Source organism: Phycisphaerae bacterium (genome assembly GCA_028714855.1).
GTDB lineage: Bacteria > Planctomycetota > Phycisphaerae > Sedimentisphaerales > Anaerobacaceae > CAIYOL01.
Genome location: JAQTLP010000003.1, coordinates 175337 through 188579 on the forward strand (window position 1 = coordinate 175337; position 13243 = coordinate 188579).

The 13243-nt window shown below is 45.9% G+C and carries 13 protein-coding genes; 9 read left to right on the forward strand and 4 right to left on the reverse strand.

Annotated elements, in window-relative coordinates:
- Positions 1 to 10: 10 nt before the first annotated feature.
- From PHG53_03715 to PHG53_03730, 4 genes are all read right to left on the reverse strand, one after another.
- On the reverse strand, positions 11 to 2797 hold the full coding sequence (locus PHG53_03715) for a cysteine peptidase family C39 domain-containing protein (protein MDD5380732.1): 2787 nt from the start codon (positions 2795 to 2797) through the stop codon (positions 11 to 13).
- Positions 2798 to 2819: 22 nt separating this feature from the next.
- Positions 2820 to 4070, reverse strand: a complete 1251-nt coding sequence (locus PHG53_03720) for a tetratricopeptide repeat protein (GenBank protein ID MDD5380733.1) — start codon at positions 4068 to 4070, stop codon at positions 2820 to 2822.
- A gap of 183 nt (positions 4071 to 4253) precedes the next feature.
- Positions 4254 to 5285 (reverse strand): pyruvate kinase, encoded by a 1032-nt coding sequence (pyk, locus tag PHG53_03725; GenBank protein MDD5380734.1) that lies wholly within the window; start codon positions 5283 to 5285, stop codon positions 4254 to 4256.
- A gap of 150 nt (positions 5286 to 5435) precedes the next feature.
- Positions 5436 to 6572 (reverse strand): SDR family oxidoreductase, encoded by a 1137-nt coding sequence (locus PHG53_03730; protein MDD5380735.1) that lies wholly within the window; start codon positions 6570 to 6572, stop codon positions 5436 to 5438.
- 250 nt (positions 6573 to 6822) lie between these two features.
- Between PHG53_03730 and PHG53_03735 the strand changes: the two genes are divergently transcribed.
- From PHG53_03735 to PHG53_03775, 9 genes are all read left to right on the forward strand, one after another.
- Positions 6823 to 7152: a metalloregulator ArsR/SmtB family transcription factor gene (locus PHG53_03735; protein ID MDD5380736.1), complete on the forward strand. Its 330-nt coding sequence runs from the start codon at positions 6823 to 6825 to the stop codon at positions 7150 to 7152.
- A 23-nt stretch (positions 7153 to 7175) separates the two neighbouring features.
- Positions 7176 to 8483, forward strand: coding sequence for a permease (locus PHG53_03740; protein MDD5380737.1), 1308 nt, complete (start codon positions 7176 to 7178; stop codon positions 8481 to 8483).
- Positions 8484 to 8494: 11 nt separating this feature from the next.
- Positions 8495 to 8728, forward strand: a complete 234-nt coding sequence (locus tag PHG53_03745) for a thioredoxin family protein (protein MDD5380738.1) — start codon at positions 8495 to 8497, stop codon at positions 8726 to 8728.
- Positions 8725 to 9045 carry a GIY-YIG nuclease family protein gene (locus PHG53_03750; protein ID MDD5380739.1) on the forward strand — a complete coding sequence of 107 codons (321 nt, stop codon included), beginning with the start codon at positions 8725 to 8727 and terminating at the stop codon, positions 9043 to 9045. Before PHG53_03745 ends, PHG53_03750 begins: the two co-directional genes overlap by 4 nt.
- A 149-nt stretch (positions 9046 to 9194) precedes the next feature.
- Positions 9195 to 9491 (forward strand): thioredoxin family protein, encoded by a 297-nt coding sequence (locus PHG53_03755; GenBank protein ID MDD5380740.1) that lies wholly within the window; start codon positions 9195 to 9197, stop codon positions 9489 to 9491.
- Positions 9488 to 10189, forward strand: coding sequence for a cytochrome c biogenesis protein CcdA (locus PHG53_03760; protein ID MDD5380741.1), 702 nt, complete (start codon positions 9488 to 9490; stop codon positions 10187 to 10189). The genes PHG53_03755 and PHG53_03760 overlap by 4 nt, the downstream gene beginning before the upstream one ends.
- 42 nt (positions 10190 to 10231) lie before the next feature.
- On the forward strand, positions 10232 to 11434 hold the full coding sequence (arsB, locus tag PHG53_03765; protein ID MDD5380742.1) for an ACR3 family arsenite efflux transporter: 1203 nt from the start codon (positions 10232 to 10234) through the stop codon (positions 11432 to 11434).
- Between the two features lie 103 nt (positions 11435 to 11537).
- On the forward strand, positions 11538 to 12908 hold the full coding sequence (locus tag PHG53_03770) for a phosphomannomutase/phosphoglucomutase (GenBank protein MDD5380743.1): 1371 nt from the start codon (positions 11538 to 11540) through the stop codon (positions 12906 to 12908).
- Between the two features lie 14 nt (positions 12909 to 12922).
- Positions 12923 to 13231 carry a DUF1805 domain-containing protein gene (locus PHG53_03775; protein ID MDD5380744.1) on the forward strand — a complete coding sequence of 103 codons (309 nt, stop codon included), beginning with the start codon at positions 12923 to 12925 and terminating at the stop codon, positions 13229 to 13231.
- Positions 13232 to 13243 lie beyond the last annotated feature (12 nt).

A 13243-nucleotide genomic window follows, 5' to 3' on the forward strand; every position in this document is an offset into this window, starting at 1 on the left:
AAACAGCTCCTCAATTTTCATATTTTATCTGAGTTAAGCGGTTAATATTGTCGTAGGTGTAATAAGTGAAACGGCCTTTTCCGTCTCTTCTGGTCAGCATATTGCCTTCAGCATCGTAGGTGTAGGATTCGTATTCGCCAAGAGGATAGGTTACTTTAGTCAGCCGATTTAAGTTATCATAGGTATAGGTAGTGGTATTCCCCTTTGCATCTTTTAAGGATACGAGATTGCCCGCTCTATCATAAGTGTAGGAGGTATCATTTCCATTTGCATCTGTTACTTTGGTGAGCCGGTTTAACGGGTCATATTCGTAATCGGTTGTATTTCCATTCTCGTCCCTACGCTGACTTAAGCCGCAGCAACTGTAGGTGTATTGAATATAGTTCGAATCAGGATGGGTTATTTTTGTTACGCGGTTTAAATTATCATATTCATAGGAAGTAGCCCCATTTTCATTGGTCATCGATAATTTTCTGCCGATAACGTCGTAGGTGTAAGTAGTTATATTCCCGTTAGGGTCGGTAGTTTGGATGAGATTACCGTTGGGGTCATAATCGTAAAAAGCAGGATTTCCCAATGCATCTGTCATCGAGGCAACCAGGCCATTGCCATCATAAGTATAGGAAATGACAGAAAGAACAGTTTGGTTAGGGTCTTTCTCTGTAACAGACAGGAGATTATTAAAACTATCATATTCATAAGATGTGACTTTGCCTCTGGGGTCAGTGGCTGAAATCCGGTTATTTTTCGTATCGTAGGTGTATGACCAGCTATTATTTAACGGGTCGGTTTTGGAGAGGAGATTATGCTTTGTGTCATAAGTATAGTAAGTTACACGCCCCATTTTATCTCTTACCTGTATTTTGTTACGATTATCATCGTAAGTATATAAAACATTATTTCCTGAATCATCTTCTATCTTTATGGTATCTCCATAATAAGGCCAGGGGCAGTAGTCGACGCAAGTATTCGAGTCTGGAGTGTAATAGGTAGAGTTTCCCCTTGGGTCTATCACATAGATGGGACCTCCCGCACCTCCGTTACATTGATATAAGTTATCGTTAGGGTCGGTTATCTCCGACACCCATATTTCTCCCAAACCAGCGTATTCAATCGTGTAGGTGCCCTTCGGCCCGGTGATAGAAGTAATATTGTTGTGATTGTCATAAGCGTAGGTAAATGTATTTCCCGCCATATCCACCACTTGGGCGAGATTGCCGTTGGCATCGTATGTAAACGTCGCTTCTCTGGCTAACGGGTCGTTTACCAGAGTGATTCTTCCTGCGGCGTCGGTTTGTATATCAGTAATTCTGCCTACCGCGTCAGTTATGGAAGTAAGGTTATCATTTGCGTCGTATTGGAAGCTCACTATATTTCCATTCGGGTCTTCCATAGCAAGAATTTTCCCGCCGTTCGCATGTGTATCATAATGATATTTTTCGTGGCTCTTCGTGAATTCCAAAGTAAAAGTATCATTCCCATTTTTGGTTAATTTTCTGCTTACCCCGACAGGCGGGTTGTAATATCCGCCTGAATAAGTAAAGGTATCATCGTGTCCTCCAGCTCTTCTAACAGTTACTGTGGTAAGATTCTCTGTTATTTTTGTCTCCAGATTAGAATGCCAGCTATTTCCAAAATATCCGGTATGCGAGAGGTCGGAATTGAAGGTGAGGGAAACTTTCACATCCTCTCCTATCGCAGTGATATATCCAATAGGAGTGTCTCTTACTATAAGAGCCAAAGCAGAGGTATCGACAGTAACTCGCGGGAAACCAAAACCATAAGAACAACAACCGCCGCCACCACCGCCAGCACCGGGGCCTGCTTCCGCTCTATCACAACATTCACCTTCACACTCTGTTATCGGCTGTTCAGGACAACAATCGCAGGTCCCCAGAAGAATGTTACTCAACTCCTTTTTGGCAAGTTTGGCGAACTTCCTGCCAGAAGGAGTTGAGAGCGCCAAAACCTTATCTGTCCATATATCGGCCAATTCTCTTTTATAATAGGAAATCTCACCCAGAACAGGGTCGTAAACTATTACTTTCCCATCGATATCCTCTTCAATATCTTTTATCACTATCAGATGCGAAGGTTTTACTACCGCCACGAACGGCAACCGAAGGTTCTCTATTCTATCAAGCGGGCATTTTACCGCTTTAAGTTTCACATCTTCTTTTTTGAGGAATTTCAGGATTTCGGAAAGAGAAACAAGACCATCTTTTAAAGTTATAGACGAAGCAAGTTTCCGCCTGTCTAATTTTACTCCTTGTGAGGTCAAATAGTAATTAATGGATTTTGTAGCACAGTTGGAGACAAGCTGCCGCTCACCTCCTGCTAAAGCAAGATTCACCCACTTTGCCCACGTGGAGGCGTATTTTCTCTGCTGCCAGGTTTTTGCTTCTGACGCAGCCTTACGGAAATACTTTAAGGCTTTCTTGTAATCATTCAGTTTGTAGTAATTACAACCTGTGCGGGCAGATGCTTCTGCAGAAACCCAGGTGTTGGGAAACAGTTCCGCTGCTTTTTGATAAGTCTTTGTGGATTTGGAGAAATCACGCTTAGATTTGTGGTATAAACCCATCCACAGGTAAGCGTCTCCGGCTTCAGGCGAAGCAGGAGATGTTTTTATAAGATTTTCGGCGGATTCGTACGCTTTCCGCCAGTCGCCTTTTTTTAATGCTTCTTTGAGCTCACAACCGCACTGCGAAGGAGGCAATGATTTTTCAGCAGCGTTCAGGGCAACCGGCAGATACTGCAACGAGAAAAATATTAAAATAATGGAAATTCTTTTCATTTTATCCTTCCTTTATTTCTATTTACTTCTCATTCTTACTGTTTTCCATTTTAATACGATATTCTACAATAAGCAGCTGAGCCTGCTGGGCATCTTCAAAATCAGGCCAGTTATTGATAATCTTTTGGAAGTAATCTATTCCTTTCTGATATTCCCCCAATTCCTGGGCATAACAAACCGCCGAAGAAAAGTAGGCATTCGGAACAACCTCCGAATCGGGGAATTCAAAAATTAAACGTTCCCAAACTTCTATAGCTTTTCTATAAAATAGTTTTTCTCCGTTGGCATCTCCTTCAAGATTCATCAGGCGAGCTTTGGCGTAATATGACAGCCCTATATTTCGAACCACATTTGCCACATCCGGATGTCCGGCGAAATCCACAATTAGTCTGTCAATGGCCTCTTCAGCACTATCGTATCCTCCTGACATTATTAGAGACTGAATGTTCGCCATTGAGAGGCCTAACTTTGCCCTGTCAACGGCAGACGAATTATCAGGATAGTTCTGTATTATCCACTGATAGAGAATATTCGCTTTTTCATACTTACCCGAACGGGCATATCTGTCTGCAATCCAGTAAATTGTATCATGCAAATCCGGATGGTCCTTGAAATCAGCAACAAGCTTAGCAAAAGCTTTTTCGGCACCATCGTAGTCCTGCGACACGATGAGAGACTGGACGGCTGCCCTTGAAACACCTAACTTTGCTTTAACTGCGAATGGGCTATCAGGATAGTTCTGTATTATTTGCTGATATGTGCTTTTTTCCTCTTCGTATCCGTCCCAATACCCAAATCCTCGTCCGATCCAGTAAAGCTCTTCCGGCAAATCCGGGTGGCTTGAGAAATTGGCGACAAGCTCCTCGAGGGCCTCTTTGGCCATATTGAAGTCCCTGGCGACAATAAGAGAGAGGACTTTCACCTTCGCGATACCTAAATTTGCCTTACTAACGATGGAGCTGTCAGGATAGTTCTGTATTATTTGCTGATAGAGGCCTTTCGCACATTCATATTTATCCGATTTATCCGACCATCGATATCTTTCCGCTATCTCGTAAAGGGCCTGTGGCAGGGCCTGGTTTTTGGGGAAACCGGCGAGCAATTTCTGAATTTGCGCCTGGGCCTGGGTGTAATTGCCCCCATTGACAAGTGAAACGATATTTGACTTTGCCTGCTCAAGCCTATCCGATGCATCGACGGGGACTTTGGCTACGGCTACAGATACCAGCAAGATAATAAAAGCTAAGGCTATGGAATGGCTTTTTTTAGACATAGAAATGACCTTTCATTAACGGCGGACGAATTGTGTTTGTACTGTCGCTTATTATTAAGCACATTTATTGCCTCCGAATCACTTGCGTGTCAGTGTACCTGTCCCGGTTTATCTGTCAAGTGAAATTTTACAGGATTTCCAAAATATTTTTTTGCATTGGAACGGCAGTGCGTCGAGGGCGGGTTAGATTTTCTTAGACTTGAGGGATTTTTCGGTAAAGCTGATTATATCGCTCGTCATCTTCGCGGCTTCGACGGGATGTTTGCCGGCAGCGGTTTCGGCGGAGAGCATTACATAGTCGGAACCATCTATGATTGCGTTGGCGATGTCGCTTACCTCAGCACGCGTCGGGCGGATGTGTTCGGTCATGCTCTCGAGCATTTGAGTGGCGGTAATAACAAAGGCGCTGCGGCGGAGGCATTTTTTTATAATCATCTTCTGCATCACAGGGACTTCGTAAATCGGCAAAGAGACGCCCATATCGCCGCGGGCAATCATAATGCCGTCAGATGCTTCCATTATCTGGTCGATATTTTCGATTCCCTGACGGTTCTCAATCTTGGCAATCAAGGGACAATTAAAATTGCGGCGGTTAACAAATTCTCTGACGCTGAGAATGTCTTTTTTGCTTCGGACAAACGACTGGGCGATGAAATCGACCTTGTTTGCTATGCCGAAGAGGAGGTCGTTTTTGTCTTTGTCGGTGAGGCCGTCGAATTTCAAATTGATGTCGGGGATGTTAACGCCTTTGTGCTCTTTTACGAAGCCGGGGACAATGACTTCTGCTTTTAATCCGGTTTTGTCACGGCCTTTGACCTTAAGAGCGATATTGCCATCGTCTATGAAGATATGACAGCCGGTTTTTATATCCGACAGAGAGCCTTCGTAGTCGAAGGGGATAACATTTTTTTTGTCGGTTTGCGGTTTGTTAATGAGGGTCACTATGCTGCCCGCCGCAAGGGCGACCATTTTTCTTGGGCCTTTGAACAGGCCGACTCTGATTCGATAGCCCTCGAGGTCCAGGAGGATTTTTATTTTGTTTTTTCGGGTTTTGTTCAGCCGCCTGATAATATCGATGCTTTGCCTGTGGGTTTTGTGGGTTCCGTGAGAGAAATTAAGCCTTGCGACGTTCATTCCGGCCAGAACCAGTTTTTTTAAGACAGCGGCTTTGCTGCTGGAAGGCCCCAATGTACAGATTATTTTAGTCCTGCGCATTTCTGTTCCTGTAAATTTTGTAAGCAGTGAAACAATTTTACCAGAATGCGGCCATTTTGTCGATACCGGCAAGCGCGGAAGAGGAGATTAGTTAATCAGCGGATGGTTCGAAACTTCGACTCCCTCGACAGCGCTCGGGACAGGCAGGATTTAAACAGCTACCCCGGCCTCTGCAGGAAACGTATCGTCGGCGAGTTTATTTGCCTGATTCTTTGCCCTGTGCCAGTTAACCGAGAGGCCGTAATCGAAAATTTTCTTAAAGTACGACAAATCCATTAACGGTAATTGTATGTCGCTGCCGGCGAGGATTGCGTCGGTATTAGTTCTATCAAAAACAGGTTCCGACAGCATATAAGGGTCATAAACTGAAGTAGCCCTTTGGATGAGCTTTTCGATTCCATTCGGCTTGCGCCTCGAAAAACTATTCGCTTTTACCATTTTGTAATTACTTGACCCGAAGAGACGGGAGAATATATTGCCGAATTCTTTCATAGTCAACGGCTGCGGGTTAGTGATGTGGAAAGTGCCGGCGATGCCGCGATCAATAATATGAGAAGAAACTTTCGCAAAGTAATCCACGGGTATGATATTTTTTGTTACGCCGGGAGCTGTTATGACACGTATAAAGCTGTCCCCCAGTCGCGGCATAACCATAGCGAGAACCCGCATATAATCGTACAACGAGGCAAAATGCACAGTCCTGCCATACTGCGAATCACCCATAACGATGCTCGGCCGCAGAACAATAACAGGTATAGAATTCAGCTGGGCCCAGTTGTAGACGAGCATTTCCGACCTGCATTTTGTGTTTTCGTAAACGTTATTAAAGGATTGTCCGACGTCAATTTCATTTTCTTTCACTATACCGGTTCGTTTGCCGGCGATATAGGCGCTGCTGACATGAACCAAGGGTACAGACAGCCTGCCGGCCAATTCCAGAACGTTGAGCGTGCCCTGCACGTTCATCATTTGATGGGACTTGCCGTCATCTTCGAGGAATTTGGTACACGCGGCACAATGAACGATTTTGGAAATTCGTTTGAGACTTTTCGCGTCCGACTTGAGTCCAAGGCCTTCCCTGCAAATATCACCATGGATTATCTCGATATTGTCTTTAAGCTCTCTGCCCTCTGCAATATCGAGTACCCAATCGAGCCGCCCGGCTGCGGCTTCGCTGTCCCGGTCCCGCATCAGCGCCAGAATACGCTTTCCATGCCGGGCCATTTCCACGGCAAGCCAGCTTCCGAGGTTACCGGTTATTCCGGTAAATAAAACAGTATCTTTCATCTTAATTTTTCACCGGTTTTTAAGCGTTTCCCTTTAATTCCCCGACATATTTGCCGTGGTTTCGGTTCGCAGTATAACACCCTATACCTGTATTATCCACTATAATTTTGAAAAACTCTCCGCCTGTACATCATCAAGGACACACGGCTGATTTTTATCAATGACCAAAAAAAATTTTGATTTTTTAATTGAACTGTATATTACTATATGAGTATATAGTCATATAGTTATTACTTTTTGGCGTTTTTTTATGTTAAACAGGCAAAAAAAGATGCTATTCGAGAAGCAGGCGGAGGTCGCCAAGGCTATAGCACATCCGCTACGGATAGCGATTTTGGATTTTTTGAAGGACAGAGAACAGTGTGTTTGCGATATAGCAGAGCATATCGGCTCAGAGCAATCGAACGTATCGCGGCACCTTTCGGTGATGGTCAGGGCAGGCGTGCTGGAGTGCCGGAAAGAAGGACTGAAGGTCATTTACCGACTTAAATGCCCCTGCCTGCTCGATTTCTTCACCTGTGTATTGGGCGTTCTAAAGGAACAGGCCATGGAAAGCAAAAATCTTTTGTCTGAGCTTTAATCGGCTTTTTACAAAGGTCTTTTATGAAAAGAGAGATTAAAATTTTAGCTGCACTTGTGAGCGTTTTTCTTGTCGCGTATTTTTTGCCGCTGGGCAATCCAAAAATTCAGCAGGCGATTTACGAGGCGTTCCGGCTGCTTCAGTGGTACGCACGTAACCATACTCTTGCGTGTATCGTGCCGGCGTTATTTATCGCGGGAGGAATTATCACATTCCTGTCGCAGGAATCGGTGATGCGATACCTGGGGCCAAAAGCAAATCCGGTATTAGCATACGGCGTCGCATCGGTGGCGGGGTGCGTGTTAGCGGTATGCTCGTGCAGTGTTCTGCCTATGTTCGCGGGGATATATCAACTCGGCGCAGGTCTCGGGCCTGCGACGGCGTTTCTATATTCGGGGCCAGCGATAAATGTTCTTGCGATATTTTTGACCGCCCGTGTGTTGGGTTTTGACATCGGCCTGTGGCGAGCCGTCGGTGCAATCGTCTTTGCCGTCGTAATCGGCGTGCTGATGGCGGTGATATTTCGGAAAACCGAGAAGGCCAAGATTGACGCGGCGATGCAAATGCCCGAGCCGACGAAACCATCCCGTCATATAGCGAAAAACGGTTTGTTTCTGGCGACGATGATTTTGTTTCTTATTTTTTCCGACTGGTTCAATCCGGGCAAAGTTACTGTAACGATAACCGACGGCAGGACTTTTAACGCCGTTGTGCTGAACGAAACAAAAGATGCCGTGCGTTTTCAGCTTGAGGAGGATTTCGGCGAACTGAAAGCCGGAGACAAATTAAATTTGCCAAAAATCGACATCGCAAAAACGGCTGACCGTCCAAGCTGGGTAATGACGGTTTATCACACTCGCTGGTATCTGGCTGGGGCGTGCGGGCTGGCGGTGCTGTTTATGGCGTGGGGATGGTTCGCAAAAGATGAGCTACGTCTGTGGATGTCGAACACATGGGACTTTGCAAAGATGCTTGTGCCGCTGCTTTACGGGGGCGTTTTTGTCGTAGGTTTTATCAGCGTTTTGATTCCTGAAAAGCAGGTTGCTCAATGGGTTGGTGACAATAGTTTGAGAAGTAATCTTGTCGCCAGTGTCATCGGGGTGTTCTGGTATTTCGCAACGCTGACCGAGATACCTATTACGCAGGCGCTTATGGGGCTGGGTATGCACAAAGGGCCTGTGCTTGCGCTGCTGCTGGCCGGGCCGGCGCTGTCACTACCCAGCATACTCGTCATTCGCAGGGTAATAGGCGATGTTAAAACAATTGTCTTTACGATTCTCGTAATTGTGATGTCAACGATTGTCGGGATGATTTTCGGGACATTTTTCTAAGGAAAGCGGTTATGAAAAAGATTCAGATACTGGGGACGGGCTGTCCGAAATGCAAGAAGCTGGCGGAGAACGCGGAAATAGCCGCTAAAGAACTCGGCCTGGAATATGAGCTTGAAAAAATAACAAAAATCAACGACATAATGAAATTCGGAGTAATGATAACGCCTGCACTGGCGGTTGACGGCAAAGTTAAAGTTGTCGGTAAAGTAACTTCGGTCGAAGAATTGAAGGAGATACTCAGATGAACCCCGCACCTTCCAAGTATTTAATTTATCCCGCCCCAAAACATTGGAGTGGGATGTATCAAGTATATCTTTTGAAGAGTCTAAAAAATAACAGTTTGTATATTGGCTATACCAAGGATTTGAATCGCAGATTAGAAGAACACAATGCAGGTCTTGCTGAATACACCAGGAAATATCTGCCGTGGACATTAATATATTATGAAAGCTACCTCTCCCTGGAAGATGCCAAGAAGCGAGAAAAATCTTTAAAACATTTTGGAAAAGCATATAGCCAATTAAAAAAGAGAATTGCAGCCAGCCTGAAAAAAGTTGAATGAAAGGAAGGTGCGGGGTGAAAAATTTACCAAAAATAATTATCGTCCTACTTCTCGCTGCATCGGCAATGGTCGTAATGAAGAAGAAAAATTCTCAAATTACCGTAAATAATCCTCAAACTGTAACCGTTCGGGCTCAACAGCCAAGCGAAATGAAAAAGCTGCCGCGACTGGTTGATTTGGGGGCAGATAAATGTATTCCCTGCAAGATGATGGCGCCGATACTCGAGGAGATGAAGAAAGATTACGCGGGGACTATCAATGTGGAATTTATAGATGTCTGGAAAAATCCCGACAAAGCCAAAGAGTACGAAATATCGATTATTCCGACCCAGATATTTTATGACGCTTCCGGCAAAGAGCTTTTCAGGCACGAAGGATTCTTCTCGAAAGAGGACATTCTCGGGAAATGGAAAGAGTTTGGCGTTGAACTTACAAAAGTGAAATGATACAGCAGCTTTTTACCAATTTAACACACGCAGTCGAAGGCACGCCGGCGATAGCTATAACCGCCTCGTTTATCTGGGGCGTTTTGAGTATTCTGCTTAGTCCCTGTCATCTGGCAAGTATTCCGCTTATTGTAGGATTTATCGATGAACAGGGGAAAATATCAACGAAACGGGCGTTTGTCATATCCGCTTTATTCGCAGCGGGGATACTTATCACCATCGGGGTCATCGGAGCTATTACGGGGGCGGCGGGGCGAATGATGGGCAACGTCGGCAAATACGGCAATTATTTTGTGGCTGCAATCTTTTTTATTGTCGGACTTCATCTGCTCGATGTGATTCCGATGCCGTGGTCGGGGCCGGGACAGGTCGGAATGAAACGTAAAGGAGCGCTGGCTGCGTTTATTCTCGGCTTAGTCTTTGGTATTGCCATAGGCCCATGCACTTTTGCTTATATGGCGCCGATGCTCGGCGTTACATTCAAACTGGCAAACACGAATCTGCTTTATGGAATCATGCTGCTGGTAGTTTATGGAATCGGACACTGCTCGGTAATCGTGCTGGCGGGGACATCAACGGAACTGGTGGAGCACTATATGAACTGGAACGAGCGTTCGAAGGGGGCCGTTATTCTGAAGAAAATCTGCGGCGTTCTCGTTCTTTTAGGCGGTTTATATCTGATTTACACGGCTCCTTGATAAAGATGGGAATATCTCTATTGCTGCTCAGGGATTAAAACAATGGCTGAAAAAGTAAATACGGCGAAAAACGCAAAAGGCCTGAATGTCTTTGAAAAATATCTGACGCTGTGGGTAATTCTTTGCATAGCCGGCGGAATCGTTCTCGGGAAAATTGCACCGGGTTTTGCGAAATATTTAGACGGTATGGCAATATATGTCGGCGGAGCGCCGGTGGTATCTATTCCGATAGCGGTGTGCCTGTTTTTTATGATGTACCCGATTATGGTCAAGATAGATTTTGCCGAGGTTTTGAAAGCGGGCAAAAGCATCAAGCCGGTCGGGCTGACCTTATTTGTCAACTGGGCAATCAAACCTTTTACAATGTACGCGATAGCATTATTGTTTTTAGGCGTTTTGTTCAGGGGATTTATTGGTCCCGATGCTGTTGACATTATTAAAATGCCTTTCGGTCTTGATTTGCCGGTCGGCGCAACTTACGGCGTCGGCAAAGTAATAGAGCAAGGCGGCATAAAAGTTCTCGAAGTTCCGCTTTGGCGAAGTTATCTGGCAGGCTGCATCCTGCTGGGTATTGCTCCGTGCACGGCAATGGTATTGGTATGGGGTTATCTTGCAAAGGGCAATGACGGCCATACGCTGATTATGGTGGCCATCAATTCCCTCTCAATGCTGTTTCTTTACGGACTTCTCGGCGGTTTTCTTTTGGGCGTCGGCAGACTGCCTGTGCCGTGGCAGGCATTGGTCCTTTCGATAGCAATATATGTCGCCTTGCCTCTTGTCGCTGGGTACATTTCCCGAAAATGGATAATCGCCCACAAAGGACAGGAATGGTTCGACGAAAAATTTCTGCATTTTTTGACGCCGATTACGATTATAGCTTTACTGATTACTCTTGTGCTGCTATTTTCATTCAAGGGCGAAATTATTCTTTCCAATCCGCTGACAATACTATGGATTGCGATACCGCTGTTTATTCAGACCAATTTGATATTCTGGATAGGTTATATTGTCGCGAAACTGTGGAAATTTAATTACAGGGACGCAGCACCGTCGGCAATGATAGGCGCATCCAATCATTTCGAGGTAGCGATAGCCACCGCCACTATGTTATTCGGTTTATCCTCAGGGGCCGCGTTGGCAACGGTCGTAGGCGTTCTGATTGAAGTGCCTGTAATGTTAATGCTTGTAAAAATATGCCTTAAAACCCAAAAATGGTTTCCTGAGCGTCAGGGCGCCACTGTTTGAGCATTCGACCCCGGCTAAAGCTGTCCTATATTCATTGTTGACACTTCAAATCGCGGGGGTGTATAGTATTACGAAAGTGAAATTGTTTAAGGAAATGTTGTAAATGGACCCGGCAATTTTCAAGGCATACGATATAAGAGGCGTTTATCCCGACCAGTTTAATGAAGATGATGCGTGGAAGATTGGCTACGCCTCGGCACAGTTTCTGCGGTCAATGCTCAGCGGTTACGAGCGAGGACAGTCCAATTCTCAATCACTGTGCGTCGGGCGCGATATGAGAACGCACAGCAAAGCCCTGGCGGCCTCGCTTATAGAAGGAATAAGGGCCTGCGGGGCAAACGTGATTGATATAGGAATGATTGATACGCCGCAGATGTATTTTGCGGTCAATCATTTCGGCACCTGCGGAGGCGTGCAGGTAACAGCCTCGCATAACCCTGCCAAGTATAACGGCTTTAAGGTATCGGGACCGCAGGCAAGGCCGGTCGGCGTCGATACGGGCCTGAAAGATATAGAGCACATCGCAATGGCCCTGATTCATACAAAAGGTAAAGCAACAGGCAAAGTAGAGGAACGTAATTTGACCGGCGAATATAAAAATCACGTCCTGAAGTTTCTTCGGCCCAATCTAAAGCCTCTGAAGATTGCGATTGACGCTTCGAACGGCATGGCCGGGAAAATGGTGCCCGCGATTTTCGGTGATTTGCCGATAAAAATAATTGAGATTAACTTCGAGCACACCGGCCAATTCAAACACGAGCCGAATCCGCTGATTGAAGAAAACCTGGCGGAATTAAAAGCTGTGGTAAAGAAAAATAAATGCGATTTCGGAATCTGCTTCGACGGCGACGCCGACAGGCTGATGATGGTCGACCAGATAGGCAAAAATATCAGCTGTGATTTATTGACGGCCCTGATGGCATCGTATTTTTTGAAGAGCAATCCGAAATCGGCGATTGTTTACGATTTGCGCAGCAGCTGGGTGGTTGTAGAAGAAATTCTCAAACACGGCGGCACGCCGCGAAGAGAACGAGTAGGGCATGCTTTTATGAAGAAGGCCCTGCGTGATTCGCACGCCGTATTCGGCGGAGAGCTTTCCGGCCACTTCTATTATCGCGATAATTTCTACGCCGATTCTGGCATGATTACCTTCGTGCACGTATTAAACATAGTCAGCGCCGCAAATATGCCGGTGAGCGAACTTATCAGGCCGTTGCGAAGATACTACAGCAGCGGCGAGATAAATTTCAAGGTCGAAGACAAGCAGGAGAAGATGGATGAGCTTGCGAAAAGATACAGCGACGGCCAAATCGACAATCTGGACGGGGTAACTATCCAGTATAAAAACTGGTGGTTTAATTGTCGGCCGAGCAATACCGAGCCGCTGCTCAGGCTGACTGTCGAGGCAAAGAGCAAAGAGGTGCTCGAAGAAAAGCTTTCGAGGATTGAGGCCATGCTCGGCAAGCCGGTATAAAACGGGAGGTGACAATGGAAGTCCACACAAAAACATATCAGACGCCCAACGGTCTGGTGGAAGGTGTGCAGACCAAATGGGCGGGCTTTAACATTTTGCTCGTAACCGGGGCCAAGGGCTTTTTAGCTTGTCCCGCAATCGATGTCGATGCCTGCCAGCGCTACGGCGTCGCCGCGGCATTGGTGGAGAGCACGCCGGATAACCCCATCGGAATGCTCGAACGCTTTCCAAATCGCAAGATTACAAAGGTAAATGCAAAGGCCGAGGCCCTCGGTATCACCAAAGGTATGGACGTTACCGATGCTTTCGCGCTCATTGCGTAAAATTTATCCACA